Origin of the sequence: Cytobacillus purgationiresistens (genome assembly GCF_030813235.1) — a bacterium.
GTDB lineage: Bacteria > Bacillota > Bacilli > Bacillales > Cytobacillaceae > Cytobacillus > Cytobacillus purgationiresistens.
Map to the genome: position 1 here is coordinate 34636 of NZ_JAUSUB010000029.1, position 22649 is coordinate 57284.

Genomic DNA, 22649 nt, shown 5'->3' on the forward strand with positions numbered 1-22649 from the left:
AAAAAGGTTCGGGAGTGACTAAAAAAAGTCCGAGTGACTAGAAAAAGTTCGAGTGTCTAAAAAGGTTTCGGAGCAGCTGATAAAAAAGTTCTGAGTAACTCATAGGTGTTTAAAGTACGAAAAAAGGTATTGTAGAGCTAAATAAAGTTCTCGACCCAAGTGTCAATGTGATGAGAGTTGACAGTTAGGTAAAATCATGATAAATTTATCTCGAATTAAGAATACTTTAAAATGAGATAAATATGATTGTTAATGATTAGGGAAACAATAAACTTCATACACCTTGTTAGGAGGAATTATAAATGAACGGTTTAAAAGGGATTCATCATGTAACAGCAATTACAAGCAGCGCGGAAAAAAACTATGAGTTCTTTACTTATGTTCTAGGCATGCGACTCGTGAAAAAAACAGTCAATCAAGATGATATTCAAACCTATCACTTGTTTTTTGCAGACGATACAGGCAGCCCTGGCACAGACATGACTTTCTTTGATTTTCCAGGGATTCCTAAAGGGGTTCACGGAACGAATGAAATTTATAAAACATCATTACGCGTGCCGAGTGATTCATCGCTCGATTATTGGGTGAAGCGGTTTGACCGCCTTGATATCAAGCATGAGGGAATTAAAGAACAGTTTGGGAAAAAGGTATTGCCTTTTGCTGATTTCGATGATCAGCAATATCAATTGATTTCGGATGAAAGTAATAAAGGCGTTCCAGCAGGGACTCCTTGGAAAAATGGCCCGGTTCCACTTGAAAATGCTATTACAGGGTTAGGACCTATATTGGTAAGAGTGGCGGATGTTGAATACTTCAGAGAAATGATGAAACAAGTGCTTCAATTTAGTGAGATTGCACAAGATGGTTCATTTTATTTATTTGAGGTTGGCGAGGGTGGAAACGGTGCGCAAGTAATTGTTGAGCATAATTCAGTGCTTCCAATTGCTCGTCAAGGTTATGGCACAGTTCACCATGCTGCTTTTCGTGTGGAGGATAAAGCTGTGATTGATGAATGGATCGAAAGAATGTCAGGTTTTGGTTTTCAAACTTCAGGCTTTGTAGATCGATTCTTCTTTGGTTCGCTTTACACAAGAGTGGCTCCGCAAATCCTATTCGAATTTGCAACTGATGGACCAGGATTTATGGGAGACGAACCATATGAAACCTTAGGAGAATCACTATCTTTGCCACCGTTCTTCGAATCAAAGAGGGAAGAAATAGAAAAGTTAGTTCGCCCAATTGATACTGTGAGAAGCACGATTGATTTTACAAAAGAATAAGGTTGAAAGAACCGATAAGTCTAATAATGGCTTATCGGTTTTTTGTGTATAACAGTCGATAAAATCCATCATGATAAGAAAAGCGCAAGCGCCTTGTTCACCCTCAGGCATAGCATGAGACGAACCCCACGGAAAGGTGGTTCTTTACCTTTTTGGGAGGATTGGCCCTAAAACATAGAGGGGGATGCGCTGGAACTAGCCCTTTTTCAAACTTGAAAAATTTTATACTTTCTTAACTTTTAATAAAATGCCTTTCTCCAATAGAAATCAATTTTCATTTTCACCATTCTAGTTTACTATTGAGATATGTAGCAGAGCGGGAAGAAACATTATTCTAGATAATTTTTTCATCATGCTATCAAAGCAGGGTATGATAGTAGATTGACTATGGTAAAGGGGAAGGTTGCACATGTCGGAGGAAAATATAACGAGGATCCATTTGAATGGGAAAGAATACATATTAATCGGTACCGCCCATGTTTCAAAAAATAGTGCTGAGCAGGTAAAAGAAGTCATTGAAGCTGAACAGCCGGATTCCGTTTGTATTGAACTGGATCAAGGAAGATATCAGTCGATTAAAGATGGTAATAAATGGAAGGATATGGATATATTTAAGGTGATTAAAGAGCGAAAAGCGACCCTATTATTAATGAATTTAGCCATTTCATCCTTTCAAAACCGAATGGCAAAGCAATTCGATATCAAGGCTGGACAAGAGATGATCCAAGGAATTGAATCGGCGAAGGAAGTCGGTGCCGAACTCGTCTTAGCTGACCGAAATATCCAGATTACATTCTCACGTATCTGGCGGGGGATTGGCTTTAAGGGGAAAGCGATGCTTCTTTCTCAGGTGATTGCCGGGATTTTTAGTGATGAGACAATTACTGAAGAAGAGCTAGAAAAGATGAAGAAACAGGACACCATCGATGCGATACTCAATGATTTTACTGAAACCTTCCCACAATTAAAAGTACCTTTAATTGATGAACGTGATCAATATTTGTCACAAAAAATAAAGGAAGCACCGGGGGAGAAGATCGTGGCTGTACTTGGAGCCGCACATGTACCTGGTATAAAAGAAGAAATTAAAAAAGAGCATGATTTAAAGAAATTGACAGAGCTTCCACCGAAATCGAAGGCACCGAAAATCATTGGATGGACGATTCCATTTGTTGTATTAGCCATCATTGCTTTTACTTTTATCTCCAATCCAGAAGCTGGTGTACAGCAAACAATGAGCTGGATATTATGGCATGGCTGCTTATCAGCACTAGGCGCTGCCATCGCATTGGGTCATCCACTTGCCGTCGTAACCGCATTTTTAGTGGCACCAATTACATCGCTTAATCCATTACTTGCGGCTGGATGGTTTGCAGGTTTTGTACAAGCATATTTCAGGAGACCGAGTGTCCGTGATTTTGAAAATTTGACCGAAGATGTGTTCACAGTGAAAGGGTTTTGGCGAAATAAGGTGACGCGTATCTTGTTAATTATTGTATTGGCCAATATCGGCAGCTCATTAGGTACGTTTATCGGAGGAGCAGACGTTATTCGTTTATTTATCGATAATTTTAGGTAGGATTGATTGATAATTTTTCAGGAATGAAAGGAAGTATGGTTTTGAAGAAGTTCCCAACGATTATTGCTGTTATGATTTTTGTTACGATAGCTGCTAATTGGATGCTGGATAAAGATTATGCGACGGAAATCGTTTCACAAGATCGCTTTATGATTTCTATCGGGGCAGGCTTATTATCAGGTACAATTATGTGGATATTTTTTGCTTTAGAAAAGAAAAAGGAATAGTTTAATGGGAAAAGTCAGCTATGAAAAGCTGACTTTTTTTATTGGGGATGGCGATATTAGAAGCATAGTGTATGACAGTTTATTAATTTTCGAGCAGTAAGGGGCAGGATTTATTCTAGCTGAGGAGTTATTTTAATCTGGTGGTAAAGTTATTTAGTGAGGGGTGTTGAGTTAGAGGCATCGCTGTTATTTCTACGCTTTATTTAGATGAATGATCCTCAAGAAAAAAAAGCATGTTCACTATTTTTGAAATTCAAGCATACCTGAATGATTTTTTTAGTAAAATGATATATCAACCAAAGAAAGAGGCGAGACCTTGGATACTGAAAACTTTATTACAGGTGACAAGCTGGAACGTTATGTCGAACTCTGCCAACGAAAAAAAGAAATAGAAGACGAACTGGAAGTTTTGAAACAGTCTTTTAATGAGTATTGTGATCAGGCTTTTGGAAGGAATGAAAAGGGAGAAGTTGCATTACAGGCTTTCAAATTACAAAGGCAAATTAGAAAGATCGAAAAATATGATTGCGATAAAACTGTAAAAAGACTAGAAGAACTAAATCAGCCCCATCTCATTCAAAAAAGCCCTAACGAAAAGAAAATCAAATCCGCCCTCGACCTAGAAATCCTTGACGAAAAAGACCTAGCCGACTGCAAAACCACCAACTACACGAAAGCCATTTACGTAAAACAAGTGTAGGTGCCTGTCACCCTCATGTTTCGACAATTTCTGCACGCCAGCCCAATATTACATGGAAATAAAAATCCGGATCCCTATTGAAATGGCTCCGGATATGTCTGTTTATGTCGAAATATGGAGGTGACAGGCACCCATAATGCCCTTAAAAGGCATCCACACTCGTTAGAAAATGTCAGATATTTTTTGGATTTCTTCGGCTGTTAGTTGGACTTCTAGTGTTTTTAGGTTGTTGAGTACTTGGTCGGCACGTTTGGCTCCTGGGATGACGGCGTCGATGGAGCTTTGGTTAAGGTACCAGGCAAGGACGACATGGGCAACTTCTACATCCTTCGCATGGGCGATTTTTCTAACTTCTGCTACCTTATCTAAGTTTTCTTCAAATGTACCTGGCTGAAAGTGTGAAGATTTAGTCCGGAAATCATTAAAGGATGTATTTTTATCATATTTGCCGGCAAGCAGGCCAGATGCAAGCGGGAAGTAAGGTATAAAAGAGATATTATTTTTAGTTGTATATGGGAGCAATTCCTTCTCTGCATCTCGCACTAATAAATTATATTCTCCTTGGTACACGTCGACATATCCGTCTTTATTGGCTTCCTTCAACTGATCAATAGAAAAGTTGGAAACGCCAATGGCACGAATTTTTCCTGCGTCCTTTAATTCCTTTAGAGCACCAACTGCTTCATCTTTTGGCGTATCTTCATCAGGGAAATGGATATAGAAAAGGTCTATGTAATCAATTCCCAGTCTTTTTAGGCTATCATCCACTGCCTGTTTTAAAAACGCTGGAGAGTTATCTATTGCAATATTCTCACCAACAAATTTATGTGCTCCTTTCGTTGCTACTATCGCTTCAGAGCGGTTTCCTCTTTCCTTTAAAACCTCCCCAATTAATTCCTCAGAGCGTTCTGGTCCATAGAAATATGCTGTATCTAGTAGGTTAATTCCATTATTAAGGGCCGAATGAACAAGCTCTTTGCCTGCACCCTCATCAAGATTTGGATAAATATTATGGCCGCCAACTGCATTTGTTCCTAAACCAATGGGGTTAACAAATAGTCCGCTTTTACCTAACTCAACTTTCTTAGTCATTCCAGTTTCACTCCTTTTCTTATTTAATTTAGATGATAACAAATCTTTCGAAAAAAACAGATAAATATGCTTGAGCGCCTTTCTTGGCATCATCATGATAGGGTCTTACTGCAGAGCCTAGTCCATCTAGGTCAAAAGGCAAGTATGAATGGAAGGTCAAAGCCAACCTTCATTTATTCTTGCCGTTTGCTTGTCGTGACTGACCGAGACCCCTCCGCTTTTCGACTATCTGCTAGAATAGACAAAAAGCTGGTAGAAGGCTTATGATGAACTCAAAGATTTTATGTCAGAGGTGGGCCGAATGAATTCAATCTTAATTGTTGAGGACGAAATACCGATTAGCCAAGTGCTGAAAGTATATATGCAAAGAGCCAACTTTGAAGTCGTGCAAGCATTCGATGGAGAAGAAGCGATAAATAAATTCCATGAAGTGAACCCCTCTTTAGTCATTTTGGATGTCATGCTTCCAAAAAAAAACGGATGGGAAATATTAAAAGAGATTCGGCAGGAGAGTACCTGCCCTGTGATTATGCTGACGGCTCTTGGAGATGTGAGCTATCGTTTATCAGGCTTAAACGGCGGGGCGGATGACTACATTCCTAAGCCATTTGATGCGGAAGAGGTTGTCGCGAGAGTGCAAGCTGTCTTAAGGCGTGCTCCTAATGATCAGGAAAAAATCAAGAAATATGGTCAGCTTCAAATCAATACGATGTCGCATAGAGTCACCTTAAATAATACAGAAATCGAGCTGACACCAAGGGACTTATCGCTTTTATTATTTTTAGCAGAACATCCAAATCAGACATTTACAAGAGATCAGCTGATAAACAATGTATGGGGATGGGAATATGAAGGCAGTGATCGAGCAGTCGATTTAGCAATAAAACGATTGCGAAAAGCGCTGCAATCATGGCCAGAATCTGAAGGAGAAATTAAAACACTGCGGGGATTGGGGTATCAGCTTAGTGCCTACAAAAAATAAGAAAAGAGTCTCGCTACTAAGATACTGGACAACTCGGTATTTAATCACACTATGTATAGGACTGATCGTGATTGCCTTGGTTTCAGCCGCATGGATCAGGCATACGACACTTGAAAATCGACTGAATATCATGACCTTAATGGCTGAGGAAGTGGCTGATCGATTTGTTGATGTAAGTGAAGGGAAGCCGGTTCCCAATGGGGATGTGCCGGGACTGCTAGATGATCGCGGCCGCTTCATGAACCTTGAAAATGATCCATCCATCTACATTGTCGATACGTATGGAACCTCCCTGTTTAGCAATAAACCTAAAGAAAATAGGTTTGTTCAATTTTCCTCATCTATATTAAATAATGAGGAAAAAGTGCAAAAGTTAAAAATGGAAGGAAATAGCAGTGATTTATATGTAATAAAAACACCGATCAAATCACAGAACATGCTTCTTGGGTGGGTAGTTATTATGGAATTTAAAGATAACTTAACACAAGTCAATCAGGAGTACAGTCTGCTGGCAATTATGATTATTAGCCTCGCCTTGCTCGGTTGGGCAGCTATATACTTTCTGTCAAAAAGACTTTCTAATCCGATACAGGATGTGGCTGTTGCAGCTAAAAAGGTGCAGGAGGGTGACTACAATATTGATCTTCCTGATCAAATAAAAGAGCAGGAAGTTTATGAATTGGTTCACTCCTTTAAAGAGATGTCCAGCCGGTTGGAAAAATTAGAATCTCTGCGCACAGAGCTGCTGGCAGGTGTCACTCATGAATTAAAAACGCCTGTTACCTCAATTAGCGGACTATTACAGGCAGTGAATGATGATGTTGTGACTGGACAAGAAGCGAAGGAATTTCTGCAGATGTCCTTGAAAGAGACGACAAAAATGAAGAAAATGGTGGAGGATTTACTTGCGTTTAACACCTTTGCGACAAACGCCTTTCCGGTTCAATTGGAAACTTATGAAATCAATGAATTGTTAAGAGAAACGATTTACCAGTGGAATATTACGCAAGAAGGTGCTGAAATCGAGGTTTCAATTCACACTCAGCAGGAGGAATCGTTTGCCCATGTCGATCAAATTCGCCTTCAGCAAATATTAACCAATCTTCTTAATAATGCTGCACATGCAATGGATGGCAAAGGGGCAATCGATGTAACAACAAAAGCCATTGCTAATCAAGTGATCATTGATATTAAAGATTCTGGCCAAGGGATTCCAAAGGAAGAACAGCCTTTTATTTTTGAGAGATTTTTTAGAGGGGAAGGAAAAAAGTATAATACAAGAGGTCTAGGTCTTGGTTTACCCTTTAGTAAAATGATTGCTCAATCATTAGGAGGCGACCTGCAGCTTATAGAAACTTCTTCATCAGGCACAACCTTCCGAATAACGATACTGAAACCGTCTTAGTCCATCTTGGGATAGGGCGGTTTTTTGTAAGGTACGGTTTCTAGCCTTCAAAGTGATAGTGATATTTCCGACAGATTGCTTGTCATTGAAGAGCATCATTCCATACAAACGCAATTCATAAAGGTCGATTTAATAGTGATATATGTTGTGCGTTTTGTTCCATTGAATATCATAATAAGCGGATTTCCGAACAAAGGGATAAGGATGAATAAAGCATTTAAAACACCAGCAATAAAAATGACAAGTTTTTGTCTCAAAATTTGCTAACCTCTTATATGATTATATCAACTAATTCAGAAAAATGAAAAATATTTCATTTTTTGAGAATTTATGAAAACTGCATAAAAGAAGTGTCATGGTCCCCTCAACCTTTCTCTTTTTCTGAATGGTATTGGAATAAAAATACAATAATAATTAAATAATAAAGGGTATCAAACGGGGGTGAATATGAAATGTATCAATTGACCACAAGAGAATTAGCTTCGATTGAGGATGAGATCCGAGCGGAGGAAATCACTGCAAAGGCTATTAATTGGTGTGCTTCACAATGCGAGGATGGCACAATCAAATCAGAGTTAGAACAAATTGCAGAACAACATCAATTGCGTATTGCCGACTTGGCTACCTATTTTAATCGTTCAAGAAAAACACTTCAATAATGGAGGAATGACCATGCCGAATAATATCGAAGGAAGAGGCCTGACTGACCGTGAAATGGTGCAGCTCTGCTTAGAGCTGGAAAAGGGAAGGTCCCGCTCTGTAAGTAACTCTTTACTTGAAACGAGTCATCAAGGTTTACGTGATATATACCAACATTGCTTTCAAACTGCAGCGGATAATCAATATACTCTATTTGAAATGATGGCGAAAAAGGGCTGGTATCAAACAAATGTAGCCTCACCTGCAGAAATGACAAAGGTCCTAGAATCCATGCAAAATAATTTAAACCCTTCCAGCCCCGAATAGAGCAAGTTTATTCGGGGTTTATCATGTCCGCATCTTTCCTCGAAAAAGAAATTTCCTTTGACATCTTCCTGACACATTCGCCCAGTAAATTAATACTAGTAAGGGAATCATAAATGATTTTCGAAGAAAGAAGGGTTTGTTATGAATGAGATGGATCAATTGAATGAAGTGAGCAGAGAAAATAAACCGCCCAAAAATCGCTGGTTTAAAGGTATGGCGATGACAGTGGCAGGCGGAATGCTGGGGTCCGTGATAACATTAACTGCAGTCAATTATCTCCCACAATCCCAAGATGAACCATCACTTGCTAGTAACCAAATTGAAGAACAGGGATCTAATTTAGATGTGCAGCCTGTTTCAACGGCAAATGAATCTATGGCAGATATGATCGAGAATGCTTCTAAAGCGATTGTTGGCGTCGTTAATATGCAAAAGCAGCAAGCCAACCCTTTCGTTCAACAACAAGGACAAGCTGAGCAAGAAGTTGAAAGCGGAACAGGGTCTGGTGTCATCTTTAAAAAGACGGAAGATGAAGCCTATATTGTCACCAATAATCATGTCATTGAAGGGGCATCAAATATTGAGGTCTCTCTTCATAACGGCGATAAAGTAAAAGCGGAATTAATCGGAACAGACTCTTTAACGGATATAGCGGTGTTGAAGGTTTCTGGAAAAATCGATGGAGAGGTATTGCCTTTCGGAGATTCATCTAAGCTTCGAGCAGGAGATCAGGTGCTTGCAATTGGTAATCCACTAGGACTTGATCTATCAAGAACAGTCACTCAAGGGATTGTTAGTGCAGTGGATCGTTCTATTGGTGTATCCACTTCAGCAGGTGAGTGGGATCTGGATGTAATCCAGACTGACGCTGCTATTAACCCTGGAAACAGCGGCGGAGCCCTCATTAATTCAGCAGGTAAATTGGTCGGGATTAATAGTTTGAAGATCGCTAATAATGGGGTGGAAGGACTAGGGTTTGCGATCCCAATTAACGAGGTTCAAACCATTATTGATCAGCTGCTTGAAAATGGGAAAATCATACGACCTTACTTAGGGGTAGGCTTGATGAACCTTGAAGAGGTTCCACCATTCTATTCACAAAAGCTGCCTGAATCTGTATCTAAAGGAGCCATTGTTACGCAAGTGGATGAAACTTCTGAAGCTGCCAAGGCTGGGTTAAAGGCAGAGGATATACTTGTCTCAATTGGAGATAAGGAAATCACCAATGCTGATGACTTGCGCAAGTACTTATACAAAGATTTCGAGATTGGCGATAAAGTCGAAGTCGGCTTTTATCGGAATGGGGAATTACAAAAAGTTGAAGTAACCTTAGCAGGGAATGAAGGATAAAGGAGTAGAGAATGATTAATAAAAAAATTCTGGGTTTATCAGGAGTAATATTAGCGATTGCAGTCGCAGTTGCTTTATTTTTCCTTTTAGATAATAAAGTAGCAACCGTGAATGGAGAAAAAATCAGTAAAACGGATTTAAATGAGGCGCTATTATCGCAATATGGTGCAACCGCACTAGATACATTAATTACCGATAAAATCGTTTTACAAGAAATGAAAAAAGAAAAGGTTAAAATTAGCGATGATGAGATTGCTGATGAGATGGTTAATTACATGGACGCCTATGGCGGGGAAGATGAATTCAAAGAAGTGATAAAGGACAGTGGGGTGGAAATCTCAACCATTGAACAGAATATCATGATTTACTTAGGAACAAAGAAATTGATTGAGCCTAGAATTGACATAAAAGAAGAAGATATCCAAAGCTATTTTGATGAGAATAAAGCCAGCTTTGCTCAAGCAGAAGAAATAGAGGCAAGTCATATTCTTCTTGAAGATGAGGACACAGCAAAAGAAGTGCTGAAAAAGCTAAAGGACGACGGTGACTTTGCAAAGCTTGCCAAGGAATACTCTACTGATACTGCTACAAATGAAAAAGGCGGAGAGCTGGGATTCTTCTCAAAAGGTGAAATGGCAGAGGAGTTTGAGAAAACCGCTTTTGATATGGAAATTGATGAAATCAGTGACCCTGTAAAGACGGATTATGGCTACCACATCATTAAAGTAACGAACAAGAAGGAAGCAGCTGAAGCAAAGCTTGATGATGTAAAAGAGGAGATTAAAGATACTCTTCTAGAATCTAAACTGGAAACCGAATATACTGTATGGCTAAATGAAAAGTTTGAAGAGTACGAGATTAAAACGTTTTTAAAAGACTGATAGAATATTATAGGGGGGGAGGAGAAGTTAAAACCTCCTCCTCTTAGAAAAAAAAATAACCTTTACAGTCTCAACGATGTAAGCGCTGTAAAATAATCAGAATAATAAATAACTATTGACATTCCTATACTTTGGTCTTAAAATTTCTTTTATCAAGTAAAGTTCAAACCAATAAAATATACTCTTATCGAGAGCGACTGAGGGATCAGGCCCTATGACGTCCGGCAACCTCCTATTATAGGAACGGTGCTAATTCCTGCAGAATGATTTCATTCTGAAAGATAAGGTTTAATAACGGATATCCGTAAGCCTCTTTCAAAATGAAAGAGGCTTTTTTTCATTCAGATTGTCCAGCTGCGGTGTCTAGCCCTTCAAGGTCAGAACCACCGAAGGAATGGTGGAAAGTAGAACATCTTCAACCCCGCACGTTTTTGTTTATCGGGATTGAACGAAACACCTGTGCATTTAAAATTGGGAGGCTAAGGGAAATGATTGAAGTAAATAATTTAGTGAAGGTCTATCGCTCGAAAAAAAATAAAGAAGTAATTGGTGTAAATGATGTATCCCTCAAGATAAAGGAGGGAGAGATCTACGGAATTATCGGTTATAGCGGGGCAGGAAAAAGCTCGCTCATACGATGCTTAAATTTATTAGAAATACCCACCTCAGGAAAAGTGAAAATTGATGGGCTGGAACTGACAAAATTGAGTGAGAAGAATCTCAGGAAGGCAAGACAAAAGATTGGGATGATTTTTCAGCATTTTTATCTCGCAAGTTCAAAAACAGTTTATGAAAATATTGCCTTTGCCCTCAAGGCTGCAGGCAAATCACCAAAAGAAATTGATGCTCGTGTAAAGGAATTGCTGGAGCTTGTCGGTCTATCAGATAAATTGAATCAATACCCTGCACAGCTAAGCGGCGGACAAAAACAAAGGGTTGGAATTGCAAGAGCGCTCGCTAATGAGCCGAAGGTGCTCCTTTGTGATGAAGCTACCTCAGCCCTTGACCCGAGTACGACAAAATCGATATTAAACTTGCTTAAAACGATCAATCAAAAGCTGGGTTTAACCATTGTGCTTATCACACATGAAATGGAAGTCGTGAAGGAAATTTGCCACCGATTAGCTGTCATGCAAGATGGAAAGGTGATTGAGGAAGGTCCAGTTTATGATATATTTGCGAATCCTGTCCAGCCGTTAACGAAAGATTTTATTCAAAGCGTCCTGCAGTTTAATCTTCCACAGCAATTAATTGAAAACAGAAAAGGCACGATTATAAAAATCCAATTTAAGGGCGCGATTGCTGAAGAATCGGTCGTGTCAGATTTATTTCAGCAATTTAAAGTGAAAGGCAATATCCTTCACGGCAAGATCGAATACATCCAGGATGTTCCATTAGGGGTTTTTATTATGGAATTGACCGGTGAGGAAAAAGAAGTTCAAAGAGCGATTAATTATATCGAAGAAAGAACACAAAATTTGGAGGTAGTTGAACATGTTGCTTGAAACCTTGCAAGCTTTGCTCCCAGACTTAAATACAGCAGTTTTGCAAACGATCTATATGGTGGCCGTCGCTTTGGCTGCAGCAATCATTTTTGGACTTCCGCTTGGCGTGCTCTTATTTGTAACAGATGAAGGTTTATTTTTGAAGAATAAAGTGCTTAATAGTGTAACGGGATGGATTGTGAACCTTATTCGTTCGATACCTTATATTATTCTCTTAGTTGCGTTATTGCCGTTAACAAAGTTAATTGCAGGATCGACAATTGGCCCTACTGCGGCATCCGTTTCTCTGTCAGTTGCAGCGATCCCATTCTTTGCTAGATTAGTAGAAACCTCCCTTCGAGAAATTGATAAAGGTGTCATTGAATCGGCTGTAGCAGTAGGCGCTTCACCGTGGATGATTATTACAAACATCCTTGTGCCTGAGGCTAAGCCAGGTATCATTCAAGGCTTAACAATTACAACCATTAGCTTAATTGGTTACTCGGCGATGGCTGGAATTATCGGCGGCGGCGGAATCGGCGACTTGGCGATTCGCTTCGGATATTATCGCTATGACAATACAATCATGTTTACGACGGTCATTGTTCTTGTTGTTTTAGTTCAAATCATCCAAATTAGCGGAGATAGAATCTCTAGAGTGGTAGATAAACGCTAAATCAGAAAAGGAGGGAAGAGCCATGTCTACAGTTATTTTAGAGGGTGTCAGAACACCCTATGGGAAATTTAAAGGAAAGTTAAGTGAGCTATCTGCAAAGCAGCTTGGCAGTATTGTGATAAAGGAGCTGCTACATCGAGTACCAGAAGCAGAAAAAGCCGATGGAGTCATATTGGCTCAAGTCATTCAAGGTGGGGAGGGGCAAAATCCTGCAAGGAAAGCAGCTATTGATGCTGGAGTGAGCCTCTCTGTCCCGGCTATTACCCTAAATAATGTTTGTTTAGCGGGATTAGCGGCAGTTGCAGATGCCACCCGCAGGATAAAACTTGAGGAAGGAGAGGTGTATATTGTGGGCGGATTTGATTCTATGACGAATGCTCCCCATGCAGCCAATCTCCGCAGGAACATTTCTCTGGGAAAAGAAACATTTAAAGACACATTGGATGATGGCTTATGGTGCTCATTAACGGATGACTCAATGGGGAATTTAACCGATAAGAGAAATCTGGAGTTAAACATTTCCCGCAGTGAGCAGGATGAATATGCACTTCTTTCCCAGCAGAGAGCGTATGAAGCAGTGAAAAAAGGCCATTTACAGGCTGAAATGGTTCCTGTCGAAACGAAGCTTGAGCTCGTAAAAGAAGATGAAGGAATCAGACCTCATTCAACAGTTGAAGGATTAGCCAAGTTAAAGCCGGTGTTTCTTCAAAATGGAACAATTACAGCTGGCAATGCTTCGCAAATGTCTGATGGTGCAAGTGCAGGCATCATTGCAAGTGAAGCTTATGCTGATAAGATTGGCCGCAGGCCGCTGGCAAAAATAATTGGATTCGCAGATGTAGCTGGCCCTGATACAAGCCTTCACGACAAACCTGCCCAAGCGATTGAGAAAGTACTTCAAAAGACCAATCATAGGATTGAAGAAATCGACTTATTTGAGATTAACGAGGCTTTTGCAAGTGTGGCTATTGCTAGCTGCAAGCAGCTGGCCATTCCATTTGAAAAGGTAAATGTGAACGGCGGAGCAATCGCAATCGGACATCCGCTTGGCGGCACAGGCTTCCGGCTTTTGCTTACGCTCATTCATGAATTGAAGCGCAGGGGCGGCGGCAAAGGAATCGCCACGCTATGTGGAGGCGGAGGCCAAGGAACTGCTGTATTAATTGAAGTGCCAAAGGAGTGGATTTAATGTCATCTGCCATCGATCAGTTTCATTCAATCAGCAGCTTGGACAAAGTTTGGTATCCTGATGAGCATCTAATTGAACAAGCTAATATTCATTCTTTTTTAACAAAAAATAATCTGAAGAATATTGAAGAACTGCATGAGCAATCACTAAAATATCCACAATGGTTTTATGAAAGTATACTTGCCGAACTCGATATTCCGTGGATTGGATCTTATGAAAATTATTTGAATATTGAAAAAGGAATTGCTTTTCCTGAGTGGTTCAGCGGTGGGAAAACAAATATTCTACACTACACAATCGAAAAGCATATTAGGCAAGGTAAGGGTGAGTACAAAGCACTTACATGGGAAGGAGAAAAAGGGGAAAGCACTTCTTACACTTTCCGTGAATTCAATAAAAAAATAAATGAGCTAGCTGCGGCATTACGCTCAATAGGAATTGAAAAAGGTGATCGCGTCGGTATTTATTTGCCAACGATTCCAGAGGCTCCCATTTCAATGTTTGCTTGTGCAAAAATTGGTGCAATCGTCATCCCTGTGTTTTCTGGATATGGTGCAGATGCAGTTGCTATAAGGATGAAAGAAGGAAAGGCAAAGCTGTTGATTACCGCTGATGGCTATACACGCAGAGGAAGATTAATAGAGATGAAAAGTGAAGCAGATCGAGCAGCAGCGATTGTTCCTGATATAGAACATGTATTAGTAGTTGAATATGCTAATGCTGAGATCTCTTGGAATGAAGGCAGAGACGTTTCTTATAGTGAATTAATCGCAAAGCATAAAAATCAGTATGTTGATACAGCGATTCTTGAAGCAGACGACCCCTTTATGATTATGTACACATCTGGGACGACCGGAAAGCCAAAAGGAACCGTGCATACTCATACAGGCTTCCCGCTGAAGGCAGCCATCGATCAATATTTGTGCTTTGATTTAAAGAAGACAGATAAATTTTTCTGGTTTACAGATTTTGGCTGGATGATGGGGCCGTGGTTATTTCTTGGATCAGCTGTACATGGTGCTGAAGTAATTATGTATGAAGGCAGTCCTGACTTTCCTCATGAAGGCCGGTTATGGGAATTAATCAACCGGCATCAAATCACAGTATTCGGCATATCCCCGACATTAATTCGTTCCTTGATGACAAAGGAAGGAAAAGTTCCTTCTTTGCCATCATTAAGAATTCTAGGGTCAACAGGAGAGGCATGGAACCCTGAAGCATGGCAATGGTTCTTGGAGCAAGTGGGTAAAGATCGCTGTCCTATAATTAACTATTCAGGGGGGACAGAGGTTTCTGGAGGGATTTTAGGTACATATCCTACTAAACCGATAAAAATATGCAGTTTTCATGGCCCAATTCCTGGCATGGCTGCTGCAATTGTAGATGATGGGGGTAAGCAGGTGCAGAATACGGTTGGAGATTTAACGTTGAATGCACCGTTTTTAGGAATGACAAAATCTTTTTGGGAAGACGATGAACGCTATATTCAAGCCTATTGGTCAAGGTGGCCGGATATTTGGGCTCACGGCGATTTCGCAGCCGTCGATCAGGATGGCTATTGGTATTTACTTGGCCGATCAGATGACACAATAAAAGTAGCGGGCAAAAGACTTGGACCATCTGAAATGGAAGCGGCAATTACTTCGCATCCGGATGTAAAAGAAGCAGCAGCGATTAGCATTCCCCATGAAATCAAAGGAGAGGCACCTGTCGTATTCGCCGTATTACATAGTTCAGCAGATTCCACTCCTTCTCTAGAAAATGAATTGCTTGCTCAAATTGAAAAAGTGATGGGGAAGGCGCTGAAACCGCAAGCTGTTCATATCATTACCGAGCTTCCATATACGCAAAGCAATAAGATTGCCAGACGTGTCATTAGAGCTGCCTACCTTGGCAGTGAACGCGGAGATACTTCCACCTTAAAAAACCAAGCTATTTTAGATGAAATCACACGGAAGGGGAATGAAGATGACATCAATTATTGAGCAATCAAAAGAAAGCATTTTGGCCGAACAATTAGCAGCCCCATTTATCAAAACAGAAAGACAATCCCAGTTATTTAAGGTGGCAGCAGAATTGGCTGACCGGTTCAGTGAAAGAGCCCAGGGAATTGATGAAGCTGCCCAATTCCCATTTGATAATTTCCAAGAGCTAAAGAATGCTTCTTATCTATCATTAACTGTGCCTAAGGAATATGGAGGAGAAGAGATTTCTTTATATGAATACATCCTTATTCAAGAAAGAATGGCTCAAGGAGATGCTTCGACTGCTTTATGCATCGGCTGGCATTTAGGAGTGGTTTATGACCTGCGAATCAAACGTAAATGGAAGGAAGCACAATTTCAACAGCTGTGCAACGATGTAGTTAATAGGCAAACCTTAATTAATCGCTGTGCTACTGAAGCTGCTACAGGCAGCCCGACACGAGGAGGAAAGCCAGCAACGACGGCAGTCAGGCAAGGAGATAAATGGGTCATTACCGGCAGAAAGTCGTTTGCCTCAATGGCTCCCGGTCTAGACTATTCATTAATCACAGCAGCCATTGCCGAAACGAATGAAACGGGGATTTTTTGGCTGGATCATCAGCTTGACGGCCTATCCGTAGAACCGAATTGGGATATGCTCGGCATGCGCGGTACTAGGAGTGATGATCTAGTTCTTGATCATGTAGAGCTGCGATTAGATGCTCTGGTAGAGAAAGAAGGCGGAGATTTTTACAACATTCCCAATGCCTGGCTGCTTCACTCTGCTGCTTGTTTCATCGGCGTCGCCATCGCGGCTCGGAATTATGCCGTTAAATTTGCTTCCGAATATAAGCCCAATAGCCTTCCTGGTCCGATTAAAGAAGTGCCTGAGGTTCAGCGGAAAATCGGTGAAATGGAGCTGGAGCTTTTAAAAGCTAGACATATGCTTTATTCCGTTGCTGATCGTTGGGACAATGAACCAGAAAAACGCGCCCAGCTTGGCGGAGAAATCGCTGCAACGAAACATATTGTATCCAATAGTGCCAATAAAGTGGTGGATTGGGCGATGAGAATTGTTGGTGCACAAAGTCTGCAGCAAAAGAACCCGCTTCAGCGGTATTATCGTGATGTCAGAGCAGCGTTGCATAATCCGCCAATGGATGATGTGGTTATCTCTACGTTAGCAAAAGGAGCCTTTGCAGCTTATTCAGACCAACAATAACCGATCAGAAAAGAGGGCATTCATTTGAAAATCAGACAACTGCAGTTTTTCTTTTTAGCTATTTTTTTCGTATTAATCCTGTCAGGCTGTGGAAGTTCATCTGCAACGAAGGAAGATAAAGTCATTAAAATTGGAGCGACCGCAGGGCCATACAGTGACCAGGTAACAGAAGGCATTAAGCCGCTCTTAGAAGATAAAGGCTATGATGTGGAAGTCGTAGAATATACAGATTACGTACAGCCTAATCTTTCTCTAGATCAAGGAGATATTGATGCGAATGTCTTTCAAAATAGCTTATATATGAAGGATTTTGCTGAAACGAGAGGGCTTGATATCATTGAAGCGATTAAAGTGCCAACCGCTCCTATTGCCATTTACTCGGAGAAGCATGATTCGATAGACGATGTAGAGGATGGCCAGTCCATAGCGACGTCGAATGATCCTGTGAACCAGGCAAGAGCATTGGCAATGCTGGAGGATTTAGGATGGATAAAGCTGAAAGAGGGGGTGGACCCAACAAAGGCATCTGAAAAGGACATTGCAGAATATATTAAAAAAGTTGAGATAAAGCCACTTGAGCCTGCTCAGCTGCCGCGAGCAATGAGCGATGTCGATTATTCATTCGTTAACGGTAACTTTGCGATATCTTCCGGACTGAAATTAAACGGAGCTGTGTATTTAGAAAAAACACCTCCGCATTATATGATTGGCGTTACTGTAAGAGAATCGGACGAAGATGCACAATTTGTAAAGGATATTATTGAAGCCTATCAGTCCGAATCCTTTAAAAAGTTAAATGAAGAAGATGAAAAATACGAGGGCTATGTTTTGCCTGAGTGGATGAACTAACAAGCGTATTTTAGCCTCCAAGCAACATGCATGGAGGCCTTTCTATGGAAAAAGCTAAGGTCTAAGCTTTTCTGTTTTACCTATGCCTATGTGAAAAAACTTTGGATCTCCCCAGTTGCTTCTCCAATAATTAGGGCTTTTTTCTATTCGAAAAAAGATTATACTAGTAGAGTACAAGATTGGTGTTTGATTATATGAAAGTGGTGTCAGTATGAAAAAGTATTTATCATCTATGACGATGGTCTCTTCTGTTCAGTGGATGTTTTTTATTTTTGCCAATACGGTGGTCGTTCCATTATCTATAGCTAATGCGTTTGAGCTTCCGCCTGAAACGATGGCTATGATGATTCGGGCATCGCTAATATTTACTGGGGTTGTTTGTATTTTGCAAGGCTGGATCGGACATCGTTATCCACTGATGGAGGGACATTCCGGATTGCTTTGGGGTGTCATTTTAAATTTGGGACTCTCGGCATCTGCTCTGGGGATGGGTCTTGAAACTATCGGCGGAGGAATTGCAACTGGGGTGCTGCTTGCTTGTGGAGTGACATTGCTGCTCGCAGCTTTCGGCGGTATTTCCATCCTGCAATCAATTTTTAATCCGATGGTTATGTCTGTTTATTTATTTTTGCTGACATTCCAGCTGATGTTTATTTTTTTTAAAGGAATGTTGAAAATTACAGAGCAAGGCACGATTGATATTTGGGTTAGTTTATTTTCCGTGTGTCTGGCTATACTCGTCGCATTTTTAAAGCTAAAAGGCAACCAGATGATTAGTAATTTTTCCATCTTAATTGGTTTGTTGGGTGGATGGGCTGTTTATGCACTTCTGTTTGGTAATGAAGCAGGTGGAATTGCACAGTCTGCACCGTTTACACTATTTCCACTAGGGATGCCTAATCTGGAATTTGGTATTGTGGCTGTTGCCTTTGTAGCGGTACTGCTCAACTTAAGCAATACATTTGCGTCCCTTACTGCTGCAGATAAATTGCTCAAGCGAAAAGCGGAGAAAAAGGATTATCGCAGTTCTATGTTTATTACTGCCCTATTTACAATCATTGGAACTGGGTTTGGTTTAGTACCGTATACTCCGTTTACATCAACAATTGGCTTCTTGCAAAGTACGAGAATCTATGATCGCAAGCCATTTTTTATAGGCGGCGGATTATTAACGATCATTGGCTTAATTCCTGTTCTGGGTGCATTTTTGTCCATGATGCCAGTAACAGTTGGAAACGCGGTTCTCTTCATCGCGTATATGCAGCTATTTGGTACAGCCTTCAGTAGCCTAAATGGTAAAGAGTTTAACTCTAATACAATCTTTAGACTCGCAGCTCCCGTGTTGATAGGGATAAGCATCATGAATGTTTCACCTGTTGTATTTTCAGAGCTCCCGATATTATTACAGCCGTTTATTTCAAATGGTCTGATTATGGGGATGATTATTTCAATTATTTTAGAAAAAGTAGTTGATTGGTCCGCTTATGAACAGCAGCCAATGAAGCATGGAAAAGTAAGTTAATTTCATGGTAAAAGGAAAAATATGACTTGTTTGTATTGACAGGTTAAACTTCTAGTTGATAAAATTGGACTAATTGAATAATAATTATTTTTGTTGATCTTCTTATCAAGAGAGGTGGAGGGACTGACCCTGCGAAGCCTCGGCAACCAGCATATTTATGCCCCGGTGCCAAATTCAGAGGAATTCATTTTCCGAAGATAAGAAGAGAGAAAAAATGGACAGTATAGATCAAGTCCCTTCTCTCTTCTTTTATGGAGCGAAGGGACTTTTTCTTTGAAAGAAACTTGCTCCTCACATTTTTAATTAATAGGGGGAGAACCGAATGGGTAAACGAATTTACTTAAATGCTTTTGATATGAATTGTGTGGGGCATCAATCCCCAGGATTATGGAGTCATCCACAGGATCAATCTGATCGCTATACAGACTTGAATTACTGGGTTGAACTGGCGCAGCTTTTAGAAAAAGGAAAGTTTGATGGTATCTTTCTTGCGGATGTACTGGGCTTTTACGACGTATATAAAGGGAGCAGAGATGCAGCGGTTGAGCAGGCTGTTCAAGTGCCGGCAAATGATCCACTGCTTTTAGTATCTGCGATGTCGCAGGCAACTGAACATCTTTGCTTTGGGGTGACCTATTCGTTAACATATGAACAGCCTTATATGCTGGCAAGACGCTTTTCTACACTTGATCATCTAACAAACGGGAGGATTGCCTGGAACATTGTTTCATCCTATTTAGATAGCGCGGCAAAGAACTTTGGGCTTGATGAACAGTTAAAGCACGATGATCGTTATGAAGTGGCAGAGGAGTTTTTAGAAGTGTGCTATAAGCTGTGGGAAGGAAGCTGGGAGGAGGGTGCAGTTCTGCGTGATAAGAATAATCGTATCTTTACAGACCCTCGCAAGGTTCATGATATTAATCATGAAGGCAGGTTTTTCAAAGTGCCTGGTGCTCATCTTTGTGAGCCATCCCCTCAGCGAACCCCGGTATTATATCAGGCAGGGGCCTCATCAAGGGGCAGAGCATTTGCAGCCAAGCATGCTGAATGTGTATTTACCGCAGGTCCAACTGCTGGCATAGTGAAAAAAGGTGTGGAAGACTTAAGAAAACAGGCCAAAGAGCAAGGCAGAAATCAAGATGACATCAAAGTCTTTACTGTGTTTACTCCAATCGTGGGAAGGACCTCGGAAGAAGCACATGCAAAGTATGAAGAGTTAAAGAATTATATTAGCTATGAAGGAGCTCTTGCGCTTTTAAGCGGATGGACGGGGATTGACCTTTCATCATATGATCCTGAGGATACAGTCGAATATATTGAAAACAATGCCATCCAATCAGCGCTGGAGGTGTTTACAAAGGCAGATCCAAATAGAAAATGGACCGTGCGAGAGCTGGCAATCTTTGCAGGCATTGGCGGCAGGGGACCAGTGATCGTTGGTTCACCTGAACAAATTGCCGATGAGATGGAAAGGTGGGTCCAAGAGGCAGGTATTGATGGCTTTAATATTGCTTATACACTCGCTCCGAGCAGTTTTGCTGATTTTGTAGAGCTTGTTGTTCCCATTCTGCAAGAGCGCGGTCTCGTCCAAAAGGAATATCATGCAGGGAGCTACCGTGAAAAGCTGTATGGACAAGGACAAAACTATTTAAAGACGAATCACTATGGTTTTACATTTAAAAATCTATATACAGTAAATTAATCCTGAAATTCATCTTTGGAAATTCCTTCTTGCCATTTATAGTAAATATAAATGATTAAGGAAATGCCAAATTCAATTAAACAGTATTGCCAATGTGCAATATTCTTATATTCGGCAATACCTGCAATTTCCAGTACTGGTATGATGACAAAGGCCAAGATCCCATCCATAATGAGGTTCACAATAGTAAACAGTGAAAACTTATGTGAAGATGGCCTGAAAATCCAAAATGTTCCTACAGCAAAAATGCCATATACAAATGAAACATCTATCATATGCCCCAAGGAACAATGTATTCAAGGATAATCCACCAATCATAGGTATATGCAATTTGAAAAATAATTGTCATGATAAAAGAAGTGAATATAACAACAGGCATATATCTTTTAATCGTCCCTTAACTTGTGAAGAATAATGTCAGGGATAGAAAAGTATATAATAGTATCTTGTTCATTGGAAAATAAGTACCCGCTGCGATTTTTCTATAGTTGCATTATGAGGAGATTGTATTCAATTTATATAAAAATCTCATTTCAAGCATTAATGATTTGAAAAGGCTGTTTTCGTATACTTTGTTAGTTTTCGCAGGTAGTGGTTGATTTCCTCTCCATGTGCTCACTTTTCGCGGGGCGGGCGGTGAGCTCTCGTCCGCTTCACTCCTTGTGGGGTGTCACCTGTCCCGCTGATAGCGCAGGAGTCTCGCACATCCGCTCCGATCAACTTTTTTATCTATGGTTTGTCTTATCAAAACCCTATGAAAAAACAACAATATTTTAGAAAAGTGCCTTTGAAAAAGATAATATATAAAGAGAATGAATGATGAAAGGTGTTTTTTTGATGGAAAGTATTACAGTTGTTTCTCTATTAGATGTTATTGGAGAGCTATTTTCCGATGAAATATCAATTGCAGTCTCTAATAAAAAGGAATACATTTATTATCGTCCAAGTAAGCGGGTGGACTTAAAAATATCACCAGGAGATCCAGTGAAAAAGGGAACAATCGCTTATAAAGCTTTGCATACAGAGCAGAAGGTGTCCGAATTTATTAACCGTGATGTATTCGGGGTTCCTTACCATGGAATGGCTGTGCCATTTTTAAATAACGGGAAAATCGAAGGGTGTGTGACAGCGATCTTTCCGACATTGACTGAAGGGAAATCAGTAGTAACATTGAAGACAAATGACGGCTGGGTCCCTGTACCATTTGCAGAAGTTTATTACTTTGAAGCGAAGGATAGAAAAACACATGTGCATTCTGAGCTTGCTTTAGGCACTCATAAAAACTCTCTTCAGGAATTTGAATATTTATTACCGAAGGAAAACTTCATTCGCTGTCACCGTTCATTTATCGTGAATGTAAACCAAATAAAGGAAATCTATCCAGATTCTCATTCAACCTTTTTATTAGCTATGAGGAATGGAGAAAAAGTTCCTGTTAGTCAATCCTATTCAAGCTATTTTCGCAAGCTTCTAGGTTTTTAAAAGAGGCTTATTTGGATTAATCATTCATATTAAACTTCTAAAATTTATAAAGTTCGAAAAAATCTGCTGTTTTAACGGCAGAAAATGCTGTCTTATC

The 22649-nt window shown here is 40.3% G+C and carries 21 protein-coding genes and 2 riboswitches; of the genes, 19 read left to right on the forward strand and 2 right to left on the reverse strand.

All coding sequences use genetic code 11. The annotated features are described in order from the left end of the window. Nucleotides 1–302: 302 nt before the first annotated feature. From J2S17_RS22945 to J2S17_RS22960, 4 genes are all read left to right on the forward strand, one after another. The gene (locus tag J2S17_RS22945) at nucleotides 303–1280 is read left to right on the forward strand and encodes a ring-cleaving dioxygenase (protein ID WP_307478354.1); all 978 of its coding nucleotides are present in this window, start codon (nucleotides 303–305) and stop codon (nucleotides 1278–1280) included. A gap of 409 nt (nucleotides 1281–1689) precedes the next feature. Further along, nucleotides 1690–2859: a TraB/GumN family protein gene (locus tag J2S17_RS22950; RefSeq protein ID WP_307478356.1), complete on the forward strand. Its 1170-nt coding sequence runs from the start codon at nucleotides 1690–1692 to the stop codon at nucleotides 2857–2859. A 41-nt stretch (nucleotides 2860–2900) separates the two neighbouring features. After that, nucleotides 2901–3086: a hypothetical protein gene (locus J2S17_RS22955; protein WP_307478358.1), complete on the forward strand. Its 186-nt coding sequence runs from the start codon at nucleotides 2901–2903 to the stop codon at nucleotides 3084–3086. A 316-nt stretch (nucleotides 3087–3402) separates the two neighbouring features. After that, entirely contained in the window at nucleotides 3403–3786 is a 384-nt protein-coding gene (locus J2S17_RS22960) for a hypothetical protein (protein WP_307478360.1), read from the forward strand. Nucleotides 3787–3948: 162 nt separating this feature from the next. Here the strand turns inward: J2S17_RS22960 and J2S17_RS22965 are convergent, their stop codons facing one another. Beyond that, nucleotides 3949–4878, reverse strand: coding sequence for an aldo/keto reductase (locus J2S17_RS22965; protein ID WP_307478361.1), 930 nt, complete (start codon nucleotides 4876–4878; stop codon nucleotides 3949–3951). 301 nt (nucleotides 4879–5179) lie between these two features. Here J2S17_RS22965 and J2S17_RS22970 point away from each other — a divergent pair, with 301 nt between their 5' ends. From J2S17_RS22970 to J2S17_RS23035, 14 genes are all read left to right on the forward strand, one after another. Beyond that, nucleotides 5180–5860 (forward strand): response regulator transcription factor, encoded by a 681-nt coding sequence (locus J2S17_RS22970; protein WP_307478362.1) that lies wholly within the window; start codon nucleotides 5180–5182, stop codon nucleotides 5858–5860. After that, entirely contained in the window at nucleotides 5844–7265 is a 1422-nt protein-coding gene (locus tag J2S17_RS22975; protein WP_307478363.1) for a HAMP domain-containing sensor histidine kinase, read from the forward strand. Before J2S17_RS22970 ends, J2S17_RS22975 begins: the two co-directional genes overlap by 17 nt. Nucleotides 7266–7717: 452 nt before the next feature. Beyond that, on the forward strand, nucleotides 7718–7924 hold the full coding sequence (locus J2S17_RS22980) for a hypothetical protein (protein WP_307478365.1): 207 nt from the start codon (nucleotides 7718–7720) through the stop codon (nucleotides 7922–7924). Between the two features lie 13 nt (nucleotides 7925–7937). Next, nucleotides 7938–8231 (forward strand): spore coat protein, encoded by a 294-nt coding sequence (locus tag J2S17_RS22985; RefSeq protein WP_307478366.1) that lies wholly within the window; start codon nucleotides 7938–7940, stop codon nucleotides 8229–8231. A 150-nt stretch (nucleotides 8232–8381) separates the two neighbouring features. Next, nucleotides 8382–9581, forward strand: coding sequence for a S1C family serine protease (locus J2S17_RS22990; RefSeq protein ID WP_307478389.1), 1200 nt, complete (start codon nucleotides 8382–8384; stop codon nucleotides 9579–9581). Nucleotides 9582–9592: 11 nt separating this feature from the next. Beyond that, on the forward strand, nucleotides 9593–10462 hold the full coding sequence (locus J2S17_RS22995; protein WP_307478367.1) for a peptidylprolyl isomerase: 870 nt from the start codon (nucleotides 9593–9595) through the stop codon (nucleotides 10460–10462). A gap of 181 nt (nucleotides 10463–10643) precedes the next feature. Then, nucleotides 10644–10750: riboswitch (SAM riboswitch) on the forward strand. A 200-nt stretch (nucleotides 10751–10950) separates the two neighbouring features. Next, nucleotides 10951–11967: a methionine ABC transporter ATP-binding protein gene (locus J2S17_RS23000; protein WP_307478368.1), complete on the forward strand. Its 1017-nt coding sequence runs from the start codon at nucleotides 10951–10953 to the stop codon at nucleotides 11965–11967. Continuing rightward, nucleotides 11957–12622: a methionine ABC transporter permease gene (locus tag J2S17_RS23005; RefSeq protein WP_307478369.1), complete on the forward strand. Its 666-nt coding sequence runs from the start codon at nucleotides 11957–11959 to the stop codon at nucleotides 12620–12622. Before J2S17_RS23000 ends, J2S17_RS23005 begins: the two co-directional genes overlap by 11 nt. 22 nt (nucleotides 12623–12644) lie before the next feature. Next, entirely contained in the window at nucleotides 12645–13811 is a 1167-nt protein-coding gene (locus J2S17_RS23010) for an acetyl-CoA C-acyltransferase (protein ID WP_307478370.1), read from the forward strand. After that, on the forward strand, nucleotides 13811–15796 hold the full coding sequence (locus J2S17_RS23015) for an AMP-binding protein (protein ID WP_307478371.1): 1986 nt from the start codon (nucleotides 13811–13813) through the stop codon (nucleotides 15794–15796). The genes J2S17_RS23010 and J2S17_RS23015 overlap by 1 nt, the downstream gene beginning before the upstream one ends. After that, nucleotides 15780–16997, forward strand: a complete 1218-nt coding sequence (locus J2S17_RS23020; protein WP_307478373.1) for an acyl-CoA dehydrogenase family protein — start codon at nucleotides 15780–15782, stop codon at nucleotides 16995–16997. Before J2S17_RS23015 ends, J2S17_RS23020 begins: the two co-directional genes overlap by 17 nt. Nucleotides 16998–17021: 24 nt before the next feature. Continuing rightward, a complete protein-coding gene (locus J2S17_RS23025; RefSeq protein WP_307478374.1) occupies nucleotides 17022–17846 on the forward strand; it encodes a MetQ/NlpA family ABC transporter substrate-binding protein in 825 nt (274 codons plus the stop codon). Between the two features lie 211 nt (nucleotides 17847–18057). Beyond that, nucleotides 18058–19368, forward strand: a complete 1311-nt coding sequence (locus J2S17_RS23030; RefSeq protein WP_307478375.1) for a uracil/xanthine transporter — start codon at nucleotides 18058–18060, stop codon at nucleotides 19366–19368. A gap of 99 nt (nucleotides 19369–19467) precedes the next feature. Further along, a riboswitch (SAM riboswitch) is annotated at nucleotides 19468–19572 on the forward strand. A gap of 118 nt (nucleotides 19573–19690) precedes the next feature. Further along, nucleotides 19691–21070, forward strand: a complete 1380-nt coding sequence (locus J2S17_RS23035; protein ID WP_307478377.1) for an LLM class flavin-dependent oxidoreductase — start codon at nucleotides 19691–19693, stop codon at nucleotides 21068–21070. Here the strand turns inward: J2S17_RS23035 and J2S17_RS23040 are convergent. Continuing rightward, the gene (locus J2S17_RS23040) at nucleotides 21067–21354 is read right to left on the reverse strand and encodes a hypothetical protein (protein ID WP_307478378.1); all 288 of its coding nucleotides are present in this window, start codon (nucleotides 21352–21354) and stop codon (nucleotides 21067–21069) included. The two genes, J2S17_RS23035 and J2S17_RS23040, sit on opposite strands and share 4 nt — an antisense overlap. A 553-nt stretch (nucleotides 21355–21907) precedes the next feature. On the opposite strand from J2S17_RS23040, the gene J2S17_RS23045 reads away from it, so the two are divergent. Beyond that, nucleotides 21908–22552, forward strand: coding sequence for a LytTR family DNA-binding domain-containing protein (locus tag J2S17_RS23045; protein ID WP_307478380.1), 645 nt, complete (start codon nucleotides 21908–21910; stop codon nucleotides 22550–22552). Nucleotides 22553–22649: the final 97 nt, after the last annotated feature.